The 22,408-nt window shown below is 59.7% G+C and carries 19 protein-coding genes; 15 read left to right on the top strand and 4 right to left on the bottom strand.

Annotation, left to right across the window (positions count from 1 at the left end; translation table 11 throughout):
* Positions 1–29 precede the first annotated feature (29 nt).
* A complete protein-coding gene (locus H7A77_RS09050; protein WP_042783787.1) occupies positions 30–608 on the bottom strand; it encodes a lipoprotein in 579 nt (192 codons plus the stop codon).
* Between the two features lie 314 nt (positions 609–922).
* Here H7A77_RS09050 and bolA point away from each other — a divergent pair, with 314 nt between their 5' ends.
* The 9 genes from bolA (at position 923) to H7A77_RS09005 (ending at position 11,561) form a co-directional block, all read left to right on the top strand.
* The gene (gene bolA, locus H7A77_RS09045) at positions 923–1,237 is read left to right on the top strand and encodes a transcriptional regulator BolA (RefSeq protein ID WP_004940361.1); all 315 of its coding nucleotides are present in this window, start codon (positions 923–925) and stop codon (positions 1,235–1,237) included.
* Positions 1,238–1,604: 367 nt separating this feature from the next.
* Positions 1,605–2,909 (top strand): trigger factor, encoded by a 1,305-nt coding sequence (tig, locus tag H7A77_RS09040; protein WP_031300019.1) that lies wholly within the window; start codon positions 1,605–1,607, stop codon positions 2,907–2,909.
* A 438-nt stretch (positions 2,910–3,347) separates the two neighbouring features.
* Complete coding sequence (gene clpP, locus H7A77_RS09035; protein WP_016928858.1) at positions 3,348–3,971, top strand: ATP-dependent Clp endopeptidase proteolytic subunit ClpP; 624 nt, start codon at positions 3,348–3,350, stop codon at positions 3,969–3,971.
* A 143-nt stretch (positions 3,972–4,114) separates the two neighbouring features.
* Complete coding sequence (clpX, locus tag H7A77_RS09030; protein ID WP_004940354.1) at positions 4,115–5,386, top strand: ATP-dependent protease ATP-binding subunit ClpX; 1,272 nt, start codon at positions 4,115–4,117, stop codon at positions 5,384–5,386.
* A gap of 194 nt (positions 5,387–5,580) precedes the next feature.
* Positions 5,581–7,935 carry an endopeptidase La gene (lon, locus tag H7A77_RS09025; RefSeq protein ID WP_019454189.1) on the top strand — a complete coding sequence of 785 codons (2,355 nt, stop codon included), beginning with the start codon at positions 5,581–5,583 and terminating at the stop codon, positions 7,933–7,935.
* A 216-nt stretch (positions 7,936–8,151) separates the two neighbouring features.
* Complete coding sequence (hupB, locus tag H7A77_RS09020) at positions 8,152–8,424, top strand: nucleoid-associated protein HU-beta (protein ID WP_004940351.1); 273 nt, start codon at positions 8,152–8,154, stop codon at positions 8,422–8,424.
* A 178-nt stretch (positions 8,425–8,602) separates the two neighbouring features.
* Entirely contained in the window at positions 8,603–10,486 is a 1,884-nt protein-coding gene (ppiD, locus tag H7A77_RS09015) for a peptidylprolyl isomerase (RefSeq protein ID WP_033642073.1), read from the top strand.
* Between the two features lie 138 nt (positions 10,487–10,624).
* Positions 10,625–11,005: a helix-hairpin-helix domain-containing protein gene (locus H7A77_RS09010; protein ID WP_033642074.1), complete on the top strand. Its 381-nt coding sequence runs from the start codon at positions 10,625–10,627 to the stop codon at positions 11,003–11,005.
* Between the two features lie 154 nt (positions 11,006–11,159).
* Positions 11,160–11,561 (top strand): thioesterase family protein, encoded by a 402-nt coding sequence (locus tag H7A77_RS09005; protein ID WP_033642075.1) that lies wholly within the window; start codon positions 11,160–11,162, stop codon positions 11,559–11,561.
* A 47-nt stretch (positions 11,562–11,608) separates the two neighbouring features.
* Here H7A77_RS09005 and queC read toward each other — a convergent pair whose 3' ends face one another.
* Entirely contained in the window at positions 11,609–12,307 is a 699-nt protein-coding gene (queC, locus tag H7A77_RS09000; protein ID WP_033644204.1) for a 7-cyano-7-deazaguanine synthase QueC, read from the bottom strand.
* A 94-nt stretch (positions 12,308–12,401) separates the two neighbouring features.
* Positions 12,402–14,138: an SgrR family transcriptional regulator gene (locus H7A77_RS08995; protein WP_182074075.1), complete on the bottom strand. Its 1,737-nt coding sequence runs from the start codon at positions 14,136–14,138 to the stop codon at positions 12,402–12,404.
* Positions 14,139–14,242: 104 nt separating this feature from the next.
* On the opposite strand from H7A77_RS08995, the gene cof reads away from it, so the two are divergent.
* The gene (cof, locus tag H7A77_RS08990) at positions 14,243–15,064 is read left to right on the top strand and encodes an HMP-PP phosphatase (RefSeq protein WP_033642079.1); all 822 of its coding nucleotides are present in this window, start codon (positions 14,243–14,245) and stop codon (positions 15,062–15,064) included.
* A 63-nt stretch (positions 15,065–15,127) separates the two neighbouring features.
* On the opposite strand, the gene H7A77_RS08985 is transcribed toward cof, so the two are convergent.
* The gene (locus H7A77_RS08985) at positions 15,128–16,168 is read right to left on the bottom strand and encodes a PLP-dependent cysteine synthase family protein (RefSeq protein ID WP_033642080.1); all 1,041 of its coding nucleotides are present in this window, start codon (positions 16,166–16,168) and stop codon (positions 15,128–15,130) included.
* 122 nt (positions 16,169–16,290) lie between these two features.
* On the opposite strand from H7A77_RS08985, the gene H7A77_RS08980 reads away from it, so the two are divergent.
* The 5 genes from H7A77_RS08980 to amtB all read left to right on the top strand — a co-directional run bounded on the left by H7A77_RS08980 (position 16,291) and on the right by amtB (position 22,330).
* Positions 16,291–16,752 (top strand): Lrp/AsnC family transcriptional regulator, encoded by a 462-nt coding sequence (locus H7A77_RS08980; protein WP_004940330.1) that lies wholly within the window; start codon positions 16,291–16,293, stop codon positions 16,750–16,752.
* 92 nt (positions 16,753–16,844) lie between these two features.
* Complete coding sequence (gene smdA, locus H7A77_RS08975; RefSeq protein ID WP_033642081.1) at positions 16,845–18,620, top strand: multidrug efflux ABC transporter permease/ATP-binding subunit SmdA; 1,776 nt, start codon at positions 16,845–16,847, stop codon at positions 18,618–18,620.
* The gene (gene smdB, locus H7A77_RS08970; protein WP_033651091.1) at positions 18,613–20,391 is read left to right on the top strand and encodes a multidrug efflux ABC transporter permease/ATP-binding subunit SmdB; all 1,779 of its coding nucleotides are present in this window, start codon (positions 18,613–18,615) and stop codon (positions 20,389–20,391) included. Before smdA ends, smdB begins: the two co-directional genes overlap by 8 nt.
* A 278-nt stretch (positions 20,392–20,669) precedes the next feature.
* Positions 20,670–21,008 (top strand): P-II family nitrogen regulator, encoded by a 339-nt coding sequence (gene glnK, locus H7A77_RS08965; RefSeq protein WP_004940327.1) that lies wholly within the window; start codon positions 20,670–20,672, stop codon positions 21,006–21,008.
* Positions 21,009–21,043: 35 nt separating this feature from the next.
* Positions 21,044–22,330 (top strand): ammonium transporter AmtB, encoded by a 1,287-nt coding sequence (gene amtB / locus H7A77_RS08960; RefSeq protein ID WP_033642085.1) that lies wholly within the window; start codon positions 21,044–21,046, stop codon positions 22,328–22,330.
* The last annotated feature ends 78 nt before the right edge of the window (positions 22,331–22,408 follow it).

Here is a 22,408-nt window from a genome sequence, read left to right as displayed (position 1 = left end):
GATCCGCCGGGCGGCGCCAGGCGCGCCGATTAGCGCGCGTTTTGCTTGATAAAGTCGTTGACGCTGGTGTCCTGCGCCATGTCGGCGATCACGTCGCCCAGCACGGAGTTGACGGCGTCGGTGATCTTGTCGTTGGTCGCCGTGAAGGCGCCCTGCACGTTATAGGTCGAGCGGTAGTTTTTCACCTGCTTGTTGCCGTTCTTCGCCTGGGCGATGATCGAGATGTCGGCTTTGGTGGTGATGTTGTAGCGCAGGTTGCCTTCGGATACGTCCGCGTACAGATTATTGACGACCACCTGCAGCGCGACCGGGCCGTCGGCGCCAATCATGTAACCGCGGGCGCCCATTTGTTTCTCCAGCACTTCCTGCAGCAGGAAACGCAGATCGCGCGACGGCGTCAGCGTGACCAGTTGGCCGTCGCGGTTTACCTTGGCCAGCGCCTGATCGGTGCGCTGATCCGCGCCGTTGATGCTGATGGTGATGCCCTGCAGGGTCGGATCCTGCTGCGGCAGAACGATTTTCGGCGTGACGTTCAGGGTGTTGCTGCTGGTCGCGCAGCCGGCCAGCAGCAGGGCGGCCAGCAAAGGAAGACAAAGTTTCTTTAACATGTTTTCTGTCTCATTCTCGATGGATTTAGCAATAATCAGAGCGGGATAGCCGACAACGAATTGCCGACATCATAGCATCGCCGCCGTGCGGTGGAAGCGCGGAAGGCGCCTGAGTGACAAATTTTTACCTGCCGTTGATAAAAACACGCTTTTTTGGCCCGCTCAATCGGATAATCCCCCAAGCGGCGGGGATGACGCCCATCCTCTGACCGCAGAAAAGAGAAATTTGTCCAGGCGATGGTCTAAACGGGGGAAAACCGGCTAATATTGAACTAGATGGGCACGGTCCTCTGCCGGTGTTGTAAGGAGATCCTATGATTCGCGAGCAAATAGAAGCAAAGTTAAGGGCGGCGTTTGAGCCCGCGTATCTGGAAGTCGTTGATGAAAGCTATCGTCATAACGTTCCGGCGGGTTCAGAAAGTCATTTCAAAGTGGTATTGGTCAGCGATCGCTTCGTCGGCGAACGGTTTTTGACGCGTCACCGCTCCATCTACGGGGTATTGTCGGAAGAGTTGGCCGATGGCGTACACGCGCTGGCGCTGCACACCTATACGCTCAAAGAGTGGGAAGGGTTGCAGGATACCGTGCCGGCCTCGCCGCCGTGCCGCGGCGCCGGGACGCTGGCCTGAGGGGGAAATTTTCAGGTATCAGTGGAACTTTGCCCTCGAATTAGGGTATTACTACTGACGAATTTTGAAACGGCCTGCGGGCCGTTTCTGTTTTTGACGACGACACGGCCAATGCGCAATATGGCCAACGTTCGGTCTGTTTTGGCGGCCTTTTGGCGATCGAATCGACAAAAGTGTGATTTTTAGCGCGCCTGCGCCGCCTAGCTTTCCTCGACTCGCCATGCATGCGCCGCTATAATGTCGCGTCTTATTTTTCCGGAATGGTTTCGGGACGCTTCTGTCATCAGGGAACTCGGTTCTTATTTGTAGCCGTCCTGGTTCTTGGAACGGAGTTGACCGAGCACTGTGATTTTTTTGAGGTAACAAGATGCAAGTTTCAGTAGAAACCACTCAAGGCCTTGGGCGCCGTCTCTCTATTACTGTACCGGCTGATACTATCAAGCAGGCGGTGAAGAAAGAGCTGATCAACGCAGCGAAAAGCGTGCGTATCGACGGCTTCCGCAAAGGCAAAGTGCCGATGAACATCGTGGAACAGCGTTACGGCGCCTCTGTTCGTCAGGACGTGCTGGGCGAAGCGATGCAGCGCAGCTTCGTTGACGCGATCATCAAAGAAAAGATTAATCCGGCCGGCGCACCAAACTACGTGCCGGGCGAGTACAAAGAAGGCGAAGACTTCACTTTCGCCGTTGAATTCGAAGTGTATCCAGAAGTTGAGCTGAAAGGCCTGGAAAACATCGAAGTTGAAAAACCAGTAGTGGAAGTGAACGACGAAGACGTCGACGCGATGCTGGACACTCTGCGCAAGCAGCAGGCGACCTGGAAAGAAACCGATCGCGCGGCGGAAGCTGAAGATCGCGTGACCGTTGACTTCACCGGTTCTATCGACGGTGAAGAGTTCGAAGGCGGCAAAGCGTCCGACTTCGTGCTGGCAATGGGCCAGGGCCGCATGATCCCAGGCTTCGAAGAAGGTCTGGTCGGTCACAAAGCGGGCGAAGAGTTCTCCATCGACGTGAACTTCCCGGAAGACTACCACGCGGAAAACCTGAAGGGCAAAGCGGCCAAATTCGCTATCGTGCTGAAGAAAGTTGAAGAGCGCGAGCTGCCGGAACTGACCGAAGAGTTCATCAAGCGTTTCGGCGTGGCGGACGGTTCCGTTGCCGGCCTGCGCACCGAAGTTCGCAAGAACATGGAGCGCGAGCTGAAAGGCGCCGTGCGTAACCGCATCAAGTCTCAGGCGATCGAAGGCCTGGTGAGCGCGAACGAAATCGACGTGCCTGCTGCGCTGATCGACGGTGAAATCGACGTGCTGCGTCGTCAGGCTGCACAGCGTTTCGGCGGCAACGAGAAGCAAGCGCTGGAACTGCCACGCGAGCTGTTCGAAGAGCAAGCCAAACGCCGCGTAGTGGTTGGCCTGCTGCTGGGCGAAGTGATCAGCACCAACGACCTGAAAGCTGACGAAGACCGCGTGAAGACGCTGATCGAAGAAATGGCCTCCGCCTACGAAGATCCGAGCGAAGTCATTGAGTTCTACAGCAAAAACAAAGAGCTGATGAACAACATGCGCAACGTGGCTCTGGAAGAGCAAGCGGTTGAAGCCCTGCTGGCAAAAGCGAAAGTGACTGAAAAAGCCACTACCTTCAGCGAGCTGATGAACCAAACTCAACAGGCGTAATGCCTGCGTGCCGGGCGCGATGAACGGCGCCCCCGGTTTCGCCTGGCGAACCGGCGCACGATGAAAAAGCCCGCAACCTCAGGTTGCGGGCTTTTCTTTTTGCCACGTTGCTGATTAATCTCAGGTTAAGCGGGGCAATATGCACTATATTTACCCTGTTGCCTGGGGAACTGGCTGGCATGATAACGGTCAGAATAACGGCATCGTTTCCGGCGCGCGGAGAAAATCGGCCTCTGGGCTTGAAATCGCGCCGGGCTCCCCCAATCTGTAAAGAATAATTCTGGCGCTGTTTGCCAAAGTGCGCGGGATGAAATAACCGTCGGGTACGTGTGGCGCGGGTCGAATGCTTGAGCATAGTCATCATGGCCGTTCTCAAGTAGAATCGGCGTATTAGGGTGACACCCTGGCCGCCAAGGCAATTTCTATTAGGAGACGGTAATGTCATACAGTGGCGAACGAGATCAATTTGCACCGAACATGGCGCTGGTGCCGATGGTGGTAGAGCAGACTTCACGCGGGGAGCGTTCTTACGACATCTATTCCCGCCTGCTGAAAGAGCGCATCATTTTCCTGACCGGCCAGGTGGAAGATCACATGGCCAACCTGATCGTGGCGCAAATGCTGTTCCTCGAAGCGGAAAGCCCGGAAAAAGACATTTTCCTCTACATCAACTCGCCGGGCGGGGTGATCACCGCGGGCATGTCGATTTACGACACCATGAAGTTCATCAAGCCGGACGTCAGCACCATCTGTATGGGGCAGGCGTGCTCGATGGGCTCCTTCCTGCTGACCGCGGGCGCCAAAGGCAAACGTTTCTGCCTGCCGAACTCGCGCGTGATGATTCACCAGCCGCTGGGCGGCTACCAGGGCCAGGCGACGGACATCGAAATCCACGCGCGTGAAATCCTCAAGGTGAAAGCGCGCATGAATGAACTGATGGCCGAGCATACCGGCCAGCCGCTGGAGCAGATCGAGCGCGATACCGAGCGCGATCGCTTTATGACCGCGGAAGAAGCCGTGGAATACGGCCTGGTTGACGGCATTCTGACACACCGCAGCTAGAACCACGCGGCGCCGATGGACTATAGTAATCAGAGTGGGCAGGGGCTCGCTCTGTTGTAGCCCCCCGGCGTTCCCGATATGAGTTTGGGCGCACTGCCGCCGTGATTTTCCTGCGGGACAAGACTAAAGAAGAGGTTTGACTGATGACAGATAAGCGCAAAGACGGTTCAGGAAAGCTGCTGTACTGCTCTTTTTGCGGCAAAAGCCAGCATGAAGTGCGTAAGCTGATTGCCGGGCCGTCAGTGTATATCTGCGATGAATGTGTCGATCTGTGTAACGACATTATTCGCGAAGAGATTAAAGAAGTTGCCCCGCATCGTGAGCGCAGTGCGCTGCCGACGCCGCACGAAATCCGCCACCACCTGGATGACTATGTCATCGGTCAGGAGCAGGCGAAGAAAGTGCTGGCGGTTGCGGTGTACAACCACTACAAACGCCTGCGCAACGGCGATACCAGCAACGGTATCGAGTTGGGCAAGAGCAACATCTTGCTGATTGGCCCGACCGGCAGCGGCAAGACTCTGCTGGCGGAAACGCTGGCGCGCTTCCTGGACGTGCCGTTCACCATGGCCGACGCCACCACGCTGACCGAAGCCGGTTACGTGGGCGAGGACGTGGAAAATATTATCCAGAAGCTGTTGCAAAAATGTGACTATGACGTGCAGAAAGCGCAGCGCGGCATCGTTTATATCGATGAAATCGATAAGATTTCCCGCAAGTCCGACAACCCGTCTATCACGCGTGACGTTTCGGGTGAAGGCGTGCAGCAGGCGCTGCTGAAGCTGATTGAAGGCACCATCGCCGCGGTTCCGCCGCAGGGCGGGCGCAAGCATCCGCAGCAGGAGTTCCTGCAGGTCGATACCTCCAAGATCCTGTTTATCTGCGGCGGCGCATTTGCCGGCCTGGATAAGGTGATCGGTCAGCGCGTCAACACCGGCTCCGGCATCGGCTTCGGCGCGACCGTCAAGGGCGAGTCCGAGAAGGCCACCGAAGGCGAACTGTTGCTGCAGGCCGAACCGGAAGACCTGATCAAGTTCGGTCTGATCCCTGAGTTCATCGGCCGTCTGCCGGTGGTGGCGACCCTGAGCGAGCTGAGCGAAGACGCGCTGATTCAGATCCTGAAAGAGCCGAAGAACGCTCTGACCAAGCAGTATCAGGCGCTGTTCAACCTGGAAGGTGTGGAGCTGGAGTTCCGTGACGAAGCGCTGAACGCCATCGCCAAGAAAGCCATGGCGCGCAAAACCGGCGCCCGCGGCCTGCGTTCCATCGTGGAAGGCGCGCTGCTCGATACCATGTACGATCTGCCGTCGATGGACAGCGTGGATAAAGTGGTGATCGACGAGTCGGTGATCGCCGGTCAATCCAAACCGCTGCTGATTTACGGCAAGCCGGAAGCCCAGGCGTCTGGCGAATAATTGGCCAGTTAAACCAGCGCGTTATCAGCAAAATGGGGGATTTCATCCCCCATTTCTTTTTCCTGCATTCTTGCCGTTGAATGTAAGAGATTCATCCCCATATACTCATTAACCAGATTTTATGAAACGTTAGATGCTTGCGTCTCATGAGATTCCCCCTCAACCTGGCGGAAATTAAACTAAGAGAGAGCTCTATGAACCCTGAGCGTTCCGAACGCATTGAAATCCCCGTTTTGCCATTGCGCGACGTGGTGGTTTATCCGCACATGGTGATCCCGTTATTTGTTGGCCGGGAAAAATCGATTCGGTGCCTCGAAGCCGCAATGGATCACGATAAGAAGATCATGCTGGTGGCACAGAAAGAGGCCTCAACGGATGAACCTGGCATTAACGACTTGTTCTCGGTTGGCACCGTAGCGTCGATCCTGCAGATGCTGAAGCTGCCGGACGGCACGGTAAAAGTGCTGGTCGAGGGGCTGCAGCGCGCACGCATCACTACGCTGTCCGACAGCGGTGAGCATTTTGCCGCGCAGGCGGAATACCTTGAATCGCCGGCTATCGACGAGCGCGAGCAAGAAGTGCTGGTGCGCACCGCGATCAATCAGTTTGAAGGCTATATCAAACTGAACAAAAAAATCCCGCCGGAGGTGCTGACGTCACTGAACAGCATCGACGACGCCGCGCGCCTGGCGGACACCATCGCCGCCCATATGCCGCTGAAACTCAGCGACAAACAGTCGGTGCTCGAGATGTCCGACATCACCGAGCGTCTGGAATACCTGATGGCGATGATGGAGTCGGAGATCGACCTGCTGCAGGTTGAGAAACGCATCCGCAACCGCGTCAAGAAGCAGATGGAGAAGAGCCAACGCGAGTACTATCTGAATGAGCAGATGAAGGCAATTCAGAAAGAACTGGGCGAGATGGACGACGCGCCGGACGAGCACGAAGCGCTGAAGCGCAAGATCGATGCGGCGAAAATGCCGAAAGAGGCGCGCGAGAAAACCGAAGCGGAACTGCAAAAGCTGAAGATGATGTCGCCGATGTCGGCGGAAGCGACCGTGGTACGCGGCTACATCGACTGGATGCTGCAGGTGCCGTGGAACGCGCGCAGCAAGGTGAAAAAAGACCTGGTCAAGGCGCAGGAAGTGCTCGATACCGATCACTACGGCCTGGAGCGCGTCAAGGATCGCATCCTCGAGTACCTCGCGGTGCAGAGCCGCGTCAGCAAAATCAAAGGGCCTATCCTGTGTCTGGTTGGGCCGCCGGGCGTGGGTAAAACCTCGCTGGGGCAGTCGATCGCCAAAGCGACCGGGCGCCAGTACGTGCGCATGGCGTTGGGCGGCGTGCGTGACGAAGCGGAAATCCGCGGTCACCGCCGTACCTACATCGGATCGATGCCGGGCAAACTGATCCAGAAAATGGCCAAGGTTGGGGTGAAGAACCCGCTGTTCCTGCTGGATGAGATCGACAAGATGTCTTCCGACATGCGCGGCGATCCGGCTTCCGCTCTGCTGGAGGTGCTGGATCCGGAACAGAACGTGGCGTTCAACGACCACTACCTGGAAGTGGATTACGATCTGTCCGACGTGATGTTCGTCGCCACCTCCAACTCGATGAACATCCCTGCGCCGCTGCTGGACCGTATGGAAGTGATCCGTCTGTCGGGTTATACCGAGGACGAAAAGCTCAACATCGCCAAACAGCACCTGCTGCCAAAGCAGCTTGAGCGCAACGCGCTGAAAAAAGGCGAGCTGACGGTCGACGACAGCGCCATCATCGGCATCATTCGCTTCTACACCCGCGAAGCCGGGGTGCGCAGCCTGGAGCGTGAAATCTCCAAACTGTGCCGTAAAGCGGTGAAAACGCTGCTGATGGACAAGAAGCGCAAGCACATTGAGATTAACGGCGACAACCTGAAGGACTACCTGGGCGTGCAGCGCGTCGATTACGGCCGTGCGGATACCGAAAACCGCGTGGGCGAAGTCACCGGGCTGGCGTGGACGGAAGTGGGCGGCGATCTGCTGACCATCGAAACCGCCTGCGTGCCGGGCAAAGGCAAGCTGACTTACACCGGCTCTCTGGGTGAAGTGATGCAGGAATCGATTCAGGCGGCGCTGACCGTGGTGCGCGCGCGCGCGGAGAAATTGGGCATCAACGCCGATTTCTACGAGAAGCGCGACATCCACGTGCACGTGCCGGAAGGGGCGACGCCGAAAGACGGCCCAAGCGCCGGTATCGCGATGTGCACCGCGCTGGTCTCCTGCCTGACCGGCAACCCGGTACGCGCCGATGTGGCGATGACCGGCGAGATCACGCTGCGCGGCCAGGTATTGCCGATCGGCGGCCTGAAAGAGAAACTGTTGGCGGCGCATCGCGGCGGCATCAAAACCGTGCTGATCCCTTACGAGAACAAGCGCGATCTGGAAGAGATCCCGGACAATGTTATCGCCGATCTGGAGATTCATCCGGTGCAGCGAATCGATGAAGTTTTGAACATTGCGTTGCAAAACCCGGCCTTCGGCGCACTGCCGGTAGCGGCAAAATAGTGACGAATCGCAAAAACCATTGATAAAACTTATACTGGCAAGCCATTTCGGACTTGCCAGTATTTTTTTGTACCGCTAAGTTAGATCTCTGTCGGCCCACGTTTTGCCACGCAGTCGGTGGCTTGCCAAGGTTCGATGGGATTGATATAACAGCTGCGCTGTCGCAACCGTAGGGATTTTTCGGTGCGACGATAGAATTCTAGAGGGGATGATAGAGTGAATAAGTCACAACTGATCGACAAGATTGCCGCAGGTGCTGATATTTCCAAAGCGGCAGCTGGACGTGCTTTAGACGCAGTAATCGCTTCCGTTACCGACTCTCTGAAAGCTGGGGATGACGTGGCTCTGGTTGGTTTCGGTTCCTTCACCGTGCGTGAACGTTCGGCTCGTACCGGCCGTAACCCGCAAACCGGTAAAGAAATCAAGATCGCGGCAGCCAAAGTGCCGGCCTTCCGTGCAGGGAAAGCGCTGAAAGACGCTGTAAACTGATTTGGCGTCTAACCGTTTAGCGTAACAGGGTTTTGTAATAAACAATCACCTGACGCAGCGGTGCTGGTAAGGTAAGATACAAGGCGCATCGGACTGATGCGCTTTTTTTATTTTTGTCGCAGGGAACGCGCCTGCACAAGGGTTGTTAATCCACATCACAGCGGAGTGTTGTCACACTATGATGGACAATTTACGCGCGGCTGCCAATCACGTCGTGCTCAAAATCATCCTGGCCCTGATCATCCTGTCATTCGTCCTGACCGGGGTGGGTAACTACCTGATCGGCGGCTCCGGCGATTATGCTGCGAAAGTAAATGGTCAGACGATCGAACGCGCTCAGCTGGAACAGGCTTTCCAAAGCGAGCGTAGCCGCATGCAGCAGCAGCTGGGTGACCAGTTCTCTGCGCTGGCCGGCAACGAAGGCTACATGCAGCAGATGCGCCGTCAGGTGTTGTCCCAGTTGATCGACAACATGCTGCTCGACCAATACGCCAAGAAACTGGGCCTGGCGGTCAGCGACGATCAGATCAAGGACGCCATCCGCAAGGCGCCTTATTTCCAAACCAACGGCCAGTTCGATAACGCCAAGTACCTCGACCTGATCGGCCGTATGGGCTACACCGCCGACAACTTCGCGCAGTCGATGCGTCAGCAGCTGGTCAATCAGCAGCTGATTCAGGCCTTCGGCGAATCCGGCTTCGTGCTGCCGTCCGAATCGCAAGCCATGGCGGCGTTGGTGCTGCAGGAGCGCGACGTGCGTCTGGCGACTATCGATCTGAAGGCGCTGCAGGCGAAACAGAGCGCCGGCGACGACGAACTGAAGGCGTATTACGATCAGAACAAGAACAGCTTCATCGCCCCGGAGCAGGTGAAGGTGAGCTATATCCCGCTGGACGCCGCGTCCATGCAGGACAAGGTGAAAGTGAGCGAAGAGGACATCAGCGCTTACTACGACCAGCACAAGAGCAGCTACGGCCAGCCGGAGCGTAAAAACTACAGCGTGATCCAGCTGAAAACCGAGGCGGAAGCCAATGCGGCGCTGGATGAGCTGAAGAAGGGCGCCGATTTCGCCACGCTGGCGAAAGAGAAATCCACCGACATCATTTCACGCCGTACAGGCGGCGAACTGGGTTGGCTGGAGCCGGAAACCACCGCCGACGAGCTGAAGCAGGCTAACCTGACTGAAAAAGGGCAGCTGTCCGGCGTGGTGAAATCTTCCGTCGGCTACCTGATCGTGCGTTTGAACGACATCGAACCAGAGAAACTGAAGCCGCTGAGCGAAGTGCATGACGCTATCGCCAAGCAGGTGAAGCAGGAGAAAGCGGTAGATGCGTATTACGCGCTGCAGCAGAAGGTGAGCGAAGCGGCGACCAGCGACAACGAATCCCTGGCCTCGGCTGAAGAAGCGGCGGGCGTGAAAGCGGCGCAAACCGACTGGTTCACCCGTGACAACATCCCTGCGGCGCTGAACTTCAAGCCGGTGGTGCAGGCGATCTTCGACGGTTCGCTGATCGGCGAGAACGGCGCGCCGGGCAGTAACTCCGACGTGATCACCGTAGACGGCGACCGCGCCTTCGTGGTGCGCGTGAGCGGTCACAAGCCGGAAGGCATCGAGCCGTTCGACCAGGTAAAAGACCGCGTGGCGGATCTGGTGAAGCGCAACAAGGCGGTGCAGGAAGCGAAACTACAGGGCGAGAAGCTGCTGGTTGAGCTGAAGCAGGGCAAGGGCGACGAGGCGATGAAAGCCGCCGGCCTGAGCTTTGGCGCCGTGCAGAAGATGGCGCGCGCGCCGGAAGACAGCCAGCTGGTGGAGAGCGTGTTCGCGTTGCCGCACCCGCAGGACGGCAAACCGGTGTACGGCATGTCGCAGGATCGCCAGGACAACGTGGTGCTGATCGCACTCGATGCGGTGAAGCCAGGCACGCTGCCGGAAGACGAAATGAAAACCTTCGTCGGCAAGATGGAAGAGGGCGCGACCGGCGTTTCCTTCGATTCGCTGCTGGCGAGCCTGCGTAAAGAAGCCAAAATTAAAATGGGCGCCGCTGAGCAACAGCCGCAGTAATCGCCGCATTTTTCTGCAACGCAGTGCAACAAACAAAGGCCGCTTTCGCGGCCTTTTCCACATCTGATATCCGCCGATTGCTGAATATCCGCCGCCGCGGCAAGGTAGCCGTGCTGTCACACACAAGGAGGATACAGCATGCAACATACAGAGAAAAAAACGTTATCAGGTTACCGTCATCACGTTAAAGCCGCGCTGGCCGCGCTGTTGTTATGCCTGGCGGTGCCGGCCGCCGCGGCGGATAAAGCCGATGCGCCGGCGCCGATGCTCTCAACCCCGACGAGCAATGGCGGGCAACAGGCGATGACCAAGGCGGCCGAAGAGACGGCGGTCAGCATCAATCAGGCCACCGCCGAACAGCTCGCAGCGGCTTTGAGCGGTGTCGGTCTGAAGAAGGCGGAAGGCATTGTGCGCTATCGCGAACAGAACGGGCCATTCACCCAGGTTGAGCAACTGCAGGAGGTGCCGGGCATCGGGCCGGCGCTGTTCGAGAAGAACCGCACTCGGCTGAAAATGTGATCCCGGTCGCGGCTGCGCGGCAAAATGCCGCTGAGGCAATGGCGACTCTGCTACATTTTACAGGTCTTACCAGTTTGGCGCGTTGACCAAACGGGCGAGGGAGCCCACGCGGCTCCCTCTTTCTGTAATCACCAGGCAGGAGCGATCGTTCCCTATGCAAACCTTTATCAAAGTTCGCGGTTATCACCTTGATGTCTACCAGCACGTTAACAATGCCCGCTATCTGGAGTTTCTGGAGGAGGCGCGCTGGGAGTGGCTGGAAAACGAGGCAGGGTTCCGCTGGATGACGGAAAACAACATCGCTTTCATCGTGGTGAACATCAATATCAATTACCGCAGCCCGGCGGTATTGGGGGATAAACTGCGCATCGACAGCCAGATGGTGCAGCTCAACGGCAAAAGCGGGGTGCTGAGCCAGAAGGTGACGCAGGATCCGGCGGGGACGCCGGTGGCCGACGCTCTGCTGACTTTCGTGTGCGTCGATCTGAAAACGCAGCGGGCGCTGCCGATTGAAGGGGAATTGCGCGAGCACCTGGAAGCGCTCACGCCCAAATAACATTCGCAGTCAGCTCACCGGCGGCGGAGGCTGCCGCCGTCGCTGCCTCAGGCCAGACCGGCCTTCTGTTTCAACGCCGCCATCACTTCCGCTTGGTTGGCGCGATATTGCGTCAGGCCATTGGCGCGCAGGTTGCAGGCGGCGCATTCGCCGCAGCCGTCACCCTTGATGCCGTTGTAGCAGGTCAGCGTATCCTGACGCACCCGATCCAGCTGCTGGTAATAGTCCGCCAGCGCCCAGGTTTCGGCCTTGTTCAGCCACATCAACGGCGTTTCGAAGCGGATATCGCGGGCGATGCCCAACACCACCGCCTGATTCAGCGCTTTGACGAACTCGTCGCGGCAATCCGGGTAGCCGGAGAAGTCGGTTTCACACACGCCGGTGATCACCGCCTCCGCTTCCACCTGGTAGGCGTAGATCGCCGCCAGCGTCAGGAACAGGATGTTGCGGCCCGGCACGAAGGTGCTCGGCAGCGCGTTTTTCTGGTTGGGATCGTAGGCGGGAACCGGAATATTGTCGCGAGTCAGGCTGCTGATGGCCAGCTCATTGAGCAACGTCACGTCCAGCACCTTGTGCGCCTTGGCGCCGAGGGCCTCCGACAGCTCCTGAGCCACTTCAATTTCGGCGCGATGGCGCTGGCCGTAATCGAACGTGACGCAGTGAACTTCGTCATACTGTTGCAATGCCTGGATCAAGCAGGTCGTGGAGTCTTGTCCACCGCTGAAAACGACAACCGCGCGCTTCATAAAATCACCTTTTTGGGCTTTGGCCATTCCCGATACACATTCGGGCGGCAGGATAAAAATTGCGTTGCGGCGACAATAGTAGCAGAAAGGGCCGTCAGGCGCAGGGCGGTTCGGCTCCGGTCGGTGCGTCATCCACCGGCGGCGGCAGCCACGCCTGGCAAAAATCGAACCAGCCATGGGCGGTCAGCGTCACGCCATGTATGCGCGGCGGCGCGCTGATCTGATACTGGTAGTGGAACAGCGGCGTGATGATGGCGGCGGCCATCAGCTGTTGATAATAGGCCTGCAGCCGTTCGAAGCGCAGTGGCTGCGCCTGCAGCTGCTGGATCTCCCGCAGCGTCTCCTGCTGCTGCTGCCAGCGGCTTGCCGTCAGGATGCCGCGCCACAGCGAATCCTGCCGCAGCCAGCTCTCCAGCGTCGCCTCCGGCGCCTCGCCGATCAGGTTGTCCGCCAGCAGCAGGTCGGCCTGGGCGATCTGCGCCTCGCTTTGCCAGCGTTTGCCGGCGTAGTAACGCACTTCCAGCTCGCAGCCGTGCTGCGCGAGCAGCCGCTGTAGCGCGACCGTCACCGTTTGCAGCTCGACCGGCGGCCGATACAGCAATGTTAGCCGAGCGGGCAGCGGGACATCTTCTTCAATCCGTTGGCTGGGGATGCGCCAGCCGGGCAGCATTTCATGGCTGGGGGTGATCACGCTGTTGGGGATCGGCAGATGGCTGAGCAGGCCGGACTGCTGGATCAGCATCAGCAGCTTTTGCCCCTGGGCTTCGCTCAGCACGCCGTGGCGCAGGTTCAGCGCCAGATAACACCAGCCCAGGCTCATGCTGCGCTGCACCGGCCGGGCCTGCGCCAAATCGTCTTGCTGACCGATGGTGATGCGCACCGGATGCCGGCAGCTGGCATCGGCGCCGGCGGTGGGCAGATCGGGCGTGATCCAGTATTCGATGGTGTCCAGATACGGATGCTGCCGATGGTAACCGGCATGCTGTTCCAGCCTCACCAACTGCGGTTCATTCAACGCCAGTTTAAATGGGCCGGCGCCGATGGCCGGCAGCTCCGGGTGCGTCATCAGACAAGGCAGCTCCGCCAGCCGGTGGGCCAGCCAATAGTCCGGCAGGTGCAGGTCGAACTGAATGCACAGCGGATGCGGCAGGCTGACGTTCGCGACGCTGCTCAGGCTGGGTTGGCTGCGCGGATGGCCCAGCAGTTTTTCCAGCGTTTGCAGCAGTTGCTGGCCGGTCAACGGTTCGCCGTTGTGCCAGCGCAGCTGGCTACGCAAAAAGAACCGCCAGCGCAGGCCGCCATCGCTTATCTGCCAGTGGTGCGCCAGATCGGGCTGCGGCTCCGGGTTACCGGTCATCAGGCGCGTCAGCCCGGCGTGCAGGGTCGACACCAGATGTTGCTCGGCGCGGCCGGTCAGCGTGAGCGGATCGAGCGCCTCCAGCGTACGGTAATAGGGAATGCGCAGCGTCGGGCTGCCGGCTTGCCATTGCCCGCCGAGGTGCGGGCTGAGCAGATCCTGCAGGTGTTGCGGATCGAGCTGCGCCATCTCCAGCGCCCCCTGATGATTGCCCTGTTGCAACAGCTGCTGCAACAGCTGCGCGCGCAGCTCATCCGGTGTTTTCAGGCAGTGCAGGCTGGCGCGTTTGCCGCGGCCGGGCTGCGAATGCCAGCTCAGCCAGCCCTGATCCTGCAGCTGCTGCACCAGCGTGCGGGCATGGCGTTCGCTGCAGTAGAACATTGCCGCCAGCTCGCCGATGGTCACGGCGACCGGCGCGTTGCCGAGCTGTTGATACAGGCGTTGATATTGGCTGAGACGGTGAACCAGGCGCATGAGCAGAAATCCGGAACAGTTTTCCCAAATTGTTCACTATTACTTCCGCAAATACCATCCCATACTGCACTGATTGTAATCGCGTTCACATTCATGAGGTCTTTATGTATCGCCTGGCGGCTTTCGATATGGACGGCACGCTGTTGATGCCGGATCACCGGGTTGGCCCGGAAACGCTGGCGGTGCTGAACCAGCTGGTGGAGCGGGAGATGGTGGTGACGTTCGCCACCGGGCGGCACTACCTTGATGCGCAACCGATCATGGCGCAGCTGGGGCTGCAGGGCTATCTGATCACCGGCAACGGCACGCGGGTGTATGACTACCGTGGCCAACAGCTGCACGCCGCCGATCTGCCGGCGGAGATCGCCGAAGAGGTGCTGCATCATCATTGGCGCACCCGCGCCAGCATGCACGTGTTCCGCGACGAAGGTTGGCTGACCGAGTTCCCCGCGCCGGAAGAGATGCTGCAGGCGCACCACCTGAGCGGCTTTCGTTTCCAACTGGCTGACGTGCGCCGCTTACCGGCGTTCGGCAACAGCAAGGTGTGCTTTGTTGCACCGCATGAGGAGTTGCTGGAATTGCAGGTGCAGCTGCGGGCGCAGCTGGGCGGCGAGGCCGATCTGTGTTTCTCCGCTTACGATTGCCTGGAGGTGCTGCCGCTCGGTTGCAACAAGGGCGCGGCGCTGGACCGGCTGAGCCGTCACCTGGGATTGACGATGGCCGACTGCATGGCGTTCGGCGATGCGATGAACGACAAAGAGATGCTGGGCGCGGTGGGACACGGCGTGGTGATGGGGAACGCCCTGCCGCAGCTGAAATCCCTGCTGCCGCAGCTGCCGGTTATCGGCCACTGCCAACAACAGGCGGTGGCTCATTATTTACAACATTGGCTGCGTTCACCTTGCCTCACCTATTCCCCCGAATAATGAGGTTCTCCTTACAGCCGGCCGGGTATGACTACCCGGCTTTTTTTTACGTTGCGCCCGGCGTTACAAATCCGCCAGCTGCGCCAGATACGGTTGCAGATCGCCAATGTTGTTGCTGACCCACTCCGGGTTGTAATAGGTATCGAGGTAGCGCTCGCCGCTGTCGCACAGCAGGGTGACGATCGCCCCTTGCTCGCCGTTTTCCCGCATCTGCTTCGCCAATTGCAGCGCGCCCCAGACGTTGGTGCCGGTGGAGGCGCCGACCTTGCGGCCGAGCACGGCCTCCAGCCAGTGAATGGTGGCGACGCTGGCGGCGTCCGGCACCCGCAACATGTTATCGACCACCGAAGGGATGAACGACGGCTCGGCGCGTGGGCGGCCGATGCCTTCGATACGGCTGCCGCAGCTGCCGATCAGGGTGCGATCGCCGTGGTGGAAGCAGTCATAGAACACCGAGTTTTCCGGATCGACCACCGTCAACCGGGTATCGTGCCCCTGATAACGGATATAGCGCCCCAGCGTGGCGGAGGTGCCGCCGGTGCCGGCGCTCATCACGATGTGTTTCGGCACCGGGAAGGGTTCGCGCGCCATCTGGCGGAAGATGCTGTCGGCGATATTGTTGTTGCCGCGCCAGTCAGTGGCGCGCTCGGCATAGGTGAACTGATCCATATAGTGGCCGTTCAGCTCTTTCGCCAGCTGTTCGGAAGCGGCGTAGATCTGGGCGGCGTGATCGACGAAGTGACAGCGGCCACCGTAAAAGGCGATCTGCTCTACCTTACGGCGTGCGGTGCAGGACGGCATCACCGCGATGAACGGCAGACCGATCAGCCGCGCGAAGTAGGCTTCGGACACCGCCGTGCTGCCGGACGAGGCCTCGATGATGGTGGTGTTCTCGGTGATCCAGCCGTTGCACAGGCCGTAAAGGAACAGCGAGCGCGCCAGGCGGTGTTTCAGGCTGCCGGTCGGGTGGGTGCTCTCATCTTTCAGGTACAGGCAGATGCCGGGAAACGCCGGCAGGTTCAGGCGAATCAGGTGCGTATCGGCGGAGCGTTGAAAATCCGCTTCTATTTCACCGATAGCATATTTTACCCAAGAGTTTGTCATGATTTGGCCTCAGAATAGGGGGCTGATTTATGGCGTAGCATAGCCTGTCGGCAGGAAAAAAGGATTGCCATTTTCCCTGTTTAATCGCCTAATGGGAGAAAATTTTTCTCCAGGTGGCCGCTATGTTAGATAAAACAGACCGTAAGCTGCTGTGCATGCTGCAGCAAGATTGCACCCAGTCGCTGCAGGCGCTGGCCGATGCGGTTAATTTGACCTCTACGCCGTGCTGGAAGCGCCTGAAACGTCTGGAAGACGAAGGCTATATCCGCGGCCGGGTGGCCTTGTTGGATAACGAAAAGCTTGGCCTGGGGCTGACGGCGTTCGTACTGATCAAGACCCAACAGCACAGCAGCGAGTGGTATCAGGCGTTTGTGCAGCTGACCAGTCAGATGCCCGAGGTGCTGGCGTTCTACCGTATGGCGGGAGAGTACGACTACCTGATGCAGGTCGAAGTGGCGGACATGAAAAGCTACGACGGTTTTTACAAGCGCCTGGTGAACGGCGTGCCGGGCCTTATCGACGTCACCTCGAGCTTTGCCATGGAAAAAATCAAATACACCACCGCGCTGCCGGTGCCGGAGTGAAAAGTTCACCGGACGAGCGGCTCAACGGTGGTATCCTGCTCCGTTGAAGCGGAAAAAGAGACAAACCTCATAAAACCCTGGAATCAAACTGCGTGAGATTATTTGCACAAATCGGCTGGTACTTCCGCCGGGAGTGGCGCCGCTACCTGGGCGCGGTGGTATTGCTTATCGTCATCGCCATCCTGCAACTGCTGCCGCCTAAACTGGTCGGCATCATCGTGGACGGCGTCACCGAAAAACAGATGTCTACCGGCGTGCTGTTGGCCTGGCTCGGGCTGATGATCGGCACTGCGATCGTCGTTTACCTGCTGCGCTATGTGTGGCGGGTGCTGCTGTTCGGCGCTTCCTACCAGCTGGCGGTCGAGCTGCGCGAAAACTTTTACCGTCAGCTCAGTCGGCAGAACCCGGCGTTCTACCTGCGCCACCGCACCGGCGATCTGATGGCGCGCGCCACCAACGACGTGGATCGCGTGGTGTTCGCCGCCGGTGAAGGCGTGCTGACGCTGGTGGATTCGCTGGTGATGGGGTTGGTGGTGCTGGTGGTCATGAGCACCCAAATCAGCTGGCAGCTGACGGTGTTGGCGTTAATCCCGATGCCGCTGATGGCGATCGCCATCAAATATTACGGCGATCAGCTGCACCAGCGCTTTAAATCGGCGCAGGCGGCGTTTTCCAGCCTCAACGATCAGGCGCAGGAAAGCATGACCAGCATCCGCATGATCAAGGCCTTCGGGCTGGAAGATCACCAATCCAACCGCTTCGCCGACGTCGCGGCGCAGACCGGCGCCAAGAACATGCACGTGGCGCGGGTGGATGCGCGCTTCGATCCGACCATTTATATCGCCATCGGCGCCTCTAACCTGCTGGCCATCGGCGGCGGCAGCTGGATGGTGGTGAACGGTTCGCTGACGCTCGGGCAACTGACCAGCTTTGTGATGTACCTCGGCCTGATGATCTGGCCGATGCTGGCGCTGGCCTGGATGTTCAACATCGTCGAGCGCGGCAGCGCGGCCTACAGCCGTATCCGCAGCCTGCTCGACGAGGCGCCGGCGGTGCAGGATGGCCCGCAGGCGTTGCCGGCCGGGCGCGGCGTGCTGGAGGTGGATATCCGCGCGTTCCACTACCCGGAAAACCCGCACCCGGCGCTGCATGACGTGGCGCTGACGTTGAAGCCGGGGCAGATGCTGGGGCTGTGCGGGCCGACCGGGGCCGGTAAGTCGACATTACTGTCGCTGATCCAGCGTCAGTTCGACGTCGACCAAGGGCAGATCCGCTATCACGGCCTGCCGCTTCCGCAGGTCAGGCTTGACGACTGGCGTTCGCGGCTGTCGGTGGTGAGCCAGACGCCGTTCCTGTTCTCCGATACCGTGGCGAACAACATCGCGCTGGGCCAGCCGGGGGCGACGCAGGCGCAGATTGAACAGGCGGCGCGGCTGGCCAGCGTCCATGAGGACATTCTGCGGCTGCCGCAGGGCTATGACACCGAAGTGGGCGAACGCGGCGTGATGCTGTCGGGCGGCCAGAAACAGCGCATCTCCATCGCGCGCGCGTTGCTGCTGGATGCGGAGATCCTGATCCTCGACGATGCGTTGTCGGCGGTGGACGGCCGTACCGAGCACCAGATCCTGCACAACCTGCGCAGCTGGGGGCAAGATCGCACGGTGATCATCAGCGCGCACCGGCTGTCGGCATTGACCGAAGCCAGCGAAATCCTGGTGATGCAGCACGGCGGCGTGGCGCAGCGCGGCGATCCGGCGGCGCTGGCGGCGCAGCCGGGCTGGTATCGCGATATGTACCGTTATCAGCAGCTGGAAGCGGCGCTGGACGAAGCGCCGGAAAACGGCGAGGAGGCGTTGGCCGATGAATAAAGTGCAAAAGCTGTGGCCGACGCTGAAGCGGCTGCTGGCCTATGGCTCGCCGTACCGCAAACCGCTGGGGGTGGCGGTGCTGATGCTGTGGGTGGCGGCGGCGGCGGAAGTCGCCGGGCCGATCCTGGTCAGCTATTTTATCGATAATTACGTCGCCAAAGGGCAACTGCCGCTGATGATTGTCGGCGGGCTGGCGGCGGCCTACATTCTGCTGGAGCTGCTGGCGGCGGCGCTGCACTACTTCCAGGCGCTGCTGTTCAACCAGGCGGCGGTAGGCGTGGTGCAGCGGCTGCGTACCGACGTGATGGACGCCGCGCTGCGCCAGCCGCTCAGCGCCTTCGACACGCAACCGGTCGGGCAATTGATCTCGCGCGTCACCAACGACACCGAAGTGATCAAGGATCTGTACGTGATGGTGGTCTCCACGGTGCTGAAAAGCGCCGCGCTGATCGGCGCTATGCTGGTGGCGATGTTCAGCCTCGACTGGCGCATGGCGCTGGTGGCCATCTGCATCTTCCCGGCGGTGTTCGTGGTGATGGGCATCTATCAATATTACAGCACGCCGATTGTGCGCCGGGTGCGCAGTTATCTGGCGGACATCAACGACGGTTTCAACGAAGTGATCAACGGCATGGGCGTGATCCAGCAATTCCGCCAGCAGGTGCGGTTCGGCGAGCGCATGAGCGCCGCCAGCCAGTCGCACTATCTCGCGCGCATGCAGACGCTGCGGCTCGACGGGTTTCTGCTGCGGCCGCTGCTCAGTCTGTTTTCGGCGCTGGTGCTGTGCGGTTTGCTGATGTTGTTCGGCTTCAGCGGCGAAGGCGTGATTGGCGTCGGCGTGCTCTATGCCTTCATCAACTACCTGGGGCGTTTGAACGAACCGCTGATCGAGTTGACGTCACAACAGTCGATCCTGCAGCAGGCGGTGGTGGCCGGCGAACGTATTTTCGAACTGATGGATCGCAGCCAGCAAAGCTACGGCGCAGACGATCGTCCGTTGGCCAGCGGCAGCATCGACATCACCGATCTGAGCTTCGCCTACCGTGCGGATAAAAAGGTGCTGCAGCATATTTCGCTGGCGGTGCCCTCACGCGGCTTCGTGGCGCTGGTCGGCCACACCGGCAGCGGCAAGAGCACGCTGGCTAACCTGCTGATGGGCTATTACCCGGTCAGCGAAGGGGAAGTGCGTCTCGACGGCCGTCCGCTCTCCAGCCTGTCGCACCGCACGCTGCGCCAGGGCGTGGCGATGGTGCAACAGGATCCGGTGGTGATCGCCGATTCGGTGCTGGCCAACGTGACGCTGGGGCGCAACATCGATGAAGAAGCCGTCTGGCGGGCGCTGGAAACGGTGCAGCTGGCGAGTCTGGTGCGCGGCTTCCCACAGGGTATCCATACCCGGCTGGGGGAGCAGGGCAATAACCTGTCGGTCGGGCAGAAACAGCTGCTGGCGATGGCGCGGGTATTGGTGCAGGCGCCGCAGATCCTGATCCTCGACGAGGCGACCGCCAACATCGACTCGGGCACCGAGCAGGCTATCCAGCGGGCGCTGCGCGTGATCCGCGAGCACACCACGCTGGTGGTGATCGCTCACCGCCTCTCGACGATCGTCGATGCCGATTCCATTCTGGTGCTGCATCGCGGCCAGGCGGTGGAGCAGGGCAACCATCAACAGCTGCTGGCGCAGCAGGGGCGCTACTACCAGATGTATCAGCTGCAGCTGGCGGGCGAGCAGTTGGCGGAAGCGGTGCGCGACGAGAGCCAACCCGCCTGATCCCACGGGCCGCGATCGCGGCCCTTATTTTTCCCAACGCACCACAAGCAGGCAACTCCGCCAGGCTACGCCCCCTTTCTGCACTTTTTCGACGCGACGCGCACCAAATCAGTGCGCATTATTTAACCCATTCAAGGTATCGGTACTGCACCGCGCCGCGGCGACGCCCGCGTGCCCGCTAATCCGCTGAATCGCCATGCAAAATAAAATTTGGCACAGCCCTTGCTACATATGAGGCGTACCGGGGTGAGTTTGGGCTTAATTCGTGGAGAGGCAATATGAAGCTGGTGACCGTGGTAATCAAACCGTTCAAGCTGGAGGACGTGCGCGAGGCCTTGTCCTCCGTGGGCATTCAGGGGTTGACCGTAACCGAAGTGAAGGGCTTTGGCCGCCAGAAAGGGCACGCCGAGCTGTATCGCGGCGCCGAATATAACGTCAATTTCCTGCCCAAGGTCAAAATCGATATCGCCATCGCCGACGATCAGTTGGATGAAGTGGTTGATGTCATTAGCAAAGCCGCCTACACCGGCAAAATCGGCGACGGCAAAATTTTCGTTGCCGAATTGCAACGCGTGATCCGTATTCGCACCGGCGAAACCGACGAATCGGCATTGTAACCGCGAACTCAGTTAAGTGATGGGGATGATTGATAATGAAAAGACTGTTATCCATGTTGGGCCTGAGTTCGGTAACAATGGTTCCTTCTTTGGCCCTGGCCGCCCCGGCGGTCGCCGATAAGGCCGACAACGCCTTTATGATGATCTGCACCGCGTTGGTGCTGTTCATGACGCTGCCCGGCATTGCGCTGTTTTACGGCGGCCTGTTGCGCGGCAAAAACGTGCTGTCGATGCTGACGCAGGTCACCGTCACCTTCGCGCTGGTCTGCGTGCTGTGGGTGCTGTATGGCTACAGCCTGGCGTTCAGCGAAGGCAATGCGGTGTTCGGCGGATTCCAGACGGCGATGCTGAAAGGCATCGGCATCGACAGCGTCACCGGCAGCATCAGCCAGATGATCCACGTCGCTTTCCAGGCCTCCTTCGCTTGCATTACCGTGGCGCTGGTGGTGGGGGGCTTCGCCGAACGCATTCGCTTCTCGGCGGTGCTGATCTTCGCGATCCTGTGGTTCACCCTGTCTTACCTGCCGATCGCACACATGGTGTGGGGCGGTGGCTATCTGGCCACCGACGGTGCGCTGGACTTCGCCGGCGGCACCGTGGTGCACATCAACGCCGCCAGCGCCGGGCTGATCGGCGCCTATCTGCTCGGCAAACGCGCCGGCTTCGGTAAAGAGGCGTTCAAACCGCATAACCTGCCGATGGTGTTTACCGGCGCGTCCATCTTGTATATCGGCTGGTTCGGCTTTAACGCCGGTTCCGCCAGCGCGGCTAACGGCATCGCGGCCTTGGCATTCCTGAACACTGTGGTGGCTACTGCGGGCGCCATTCTGTCCTGGACCTTCGCCGAGTGGGTGCTGCGCGGTAAGCCTTCGCTGTTGGGCGCCTGCTCCGGCATGATCGCCGGGCTGGTTGCCGTTACGCCGGCGGCGGGCACCGTGGGCGTGGGCGGCGCGTTGATCATCGGCCTGGTGGGCGGCGTCGCCGGCCTGTGGGGCGTAGTGACGTTGAAAAAATGGCTGAAAGTGGACGACACCTGCGACGTGTTCGGCGTGCACGGCGTGTGCGGCATCGTCGGCTGTCTGCTGACCGGCGTGTTCACCGCTTCTTCCCTCGGCGGCACCGGCTATGCCGAAGGGGTGACGATGGGGCATCAGGTGTGGATCCAACTGCTGAGCGTCGTGATTACGCTGGTGTGGTCAAGCGTCGCCGCCTTTATCGCCTTCAAGATCGCGGGCGCGATGGTGGGGCTGAGAGTGCCGGAAGAGCAGGAGCGCGAAGGGTTGGACGTCAACAGCCACGGCGAGAGCGCCTACAACCAGTAAGACTCGAAGCAGGGCAGTGCGCTAAATACGAAAATAATGATGAAGCAAAAAGGGGCGATGGAAACATCGCCCCTTCCT

It is taken from the genome of Serratia sp. ME47, assembly GCF_903970925.1.
GTDB classification, from domain to species: Bacteria; Pseudomonadota; Gammaproteobacteria; order Enterobacterales; family Enterobacteriaceae; genus Serratia; species Serratia ureilytica.
Note: the sequence above shows the minus strand (reverse complement) of the source record. Positions and strands in the feature narration are given on the sequence as shown.

What these genes read in the sequence shown, in the direction of transcription:
- H7A77_RS09050 (WP_042783787.1), bottom strand. Translation starts at nt 608, where the DNA reads ATGTTAAAGAAACTTTGTCTTCCTTTGCTGGCCGCCCTGCTGCTGGCC.
- bolA (WP_004940361.1), top strand. Translation starts at nt 923, where the DNA reads ATGATTCGCGAGCAAATAGAAGCAAAGTTAAGGGCGGCGTTTGAGCCC.
- tig (WP_031300019.1), top strand. Translation starts at nt 1,605, where the DNA reads ATGCAAGTTTCAGTAGAAACCACTCAAGGCCTTGGGCGCCGTCTCTCT.
- clpP (WP_016928858.1), top strand. Translation starts at nt 3,348, where the DNA reads ATGTCATACAGTGGCGAACGAGATCAATTTGCACCGAACATGGCGCTG.
- clpX (WP_004940354.1), top strand. Translation starts at nt 4,115, where the DNA reads ATGACAGATAAGCGCAAAGACGGTTCAGGAAAGCTGCTGTACTGCTCT.
- lon (WP_019454189.1), top strand. Translation starts at nt 5,581, where the DNA reads ATGAACCCTGAGCGTTCCGAACGCATTGAAATCCCCGTTTTGCCATTG.
- ppiD (WP_033642073.1), top strand. Translation starts at nt 8,603, where the DNA reads ATGATGGACAATTTACGCGCGGCTGCCAATCACGTCGTGCTCAAAATC.
- H7A77_RS09010 (WP_033642074.1), top strand. Translation starts at nt 10,625, where the DNA reads ATGCAACATACAGAGAAAAAAACGTTATCAGGTTACCGTCATCACGTT.
- H7A77_RS09005 (WP_033642075.1), top strand. Translation starts at nt 11,160, where the DNA reads ATGCAAACCTTTATCAAAGTTCGCGGTTATCACCTTGATGTCTACCAG.
- queC (WP_033644204.1), bottom strand. Translation starts at nt 12,307, where the DNA reads ATGAAGCGCGCGGTTGTCGTTTTCAGCGGTGGACAAGACTCCACGACC.
- H7A77_RS08995 (WP_182074075.1), bottom strand. Translation starts at nt 14,138, where the DNA reads ATGCGCCTGGTTCACCGTCTCAGCCAATATCAACGCCTGTATCAACAG.
- cof (WP_033642079.1), top strand. Translation starts at nt 14,243, where the DNA reads ATGTATCGCCTGGCGGCTTTCGATATGGACGGCACGCTGTTGATGCCG.
- H7A77_RS08985 (WP_033642080.1), bottom strand. Translation starts at nt 16,168, where the DNA reads ATGACAAACTCTTGGGTAAAATATGCTATCGGTGAAATAGAAGCGGAT.
- H7A77_RS08980 (WP_004940330.1), top strand. Translation starts at nt 16,291, where the DNA reads ATGTTAGATAAAACAGACCGTAAGCTGCTGTGCATGCTGCAGCAAGAT.
- smdB (WP_033651091.1), top strand. Translation starts at nt 18,613, where the DNA reads ATGAATAAAGTGCAAAAGCTGTGGCCGACGCTGAAGCGGCTGCTGGCC.
- glnK (WP_004940327.1), top strand. Translation starts at nt 20,670, where the DNA reads ATGAAGCTGGTGACCGTGGTAATCAAACCGTTCAAGCTGGAGGACGTG.
- amtB (WP_033642085.1), top strand. Translation starts at nt 21,044, where the DNA reads ATGAAAAGACTGTTATCCATGTTGGGCCTGAGTTCGGTAACAATGGTT.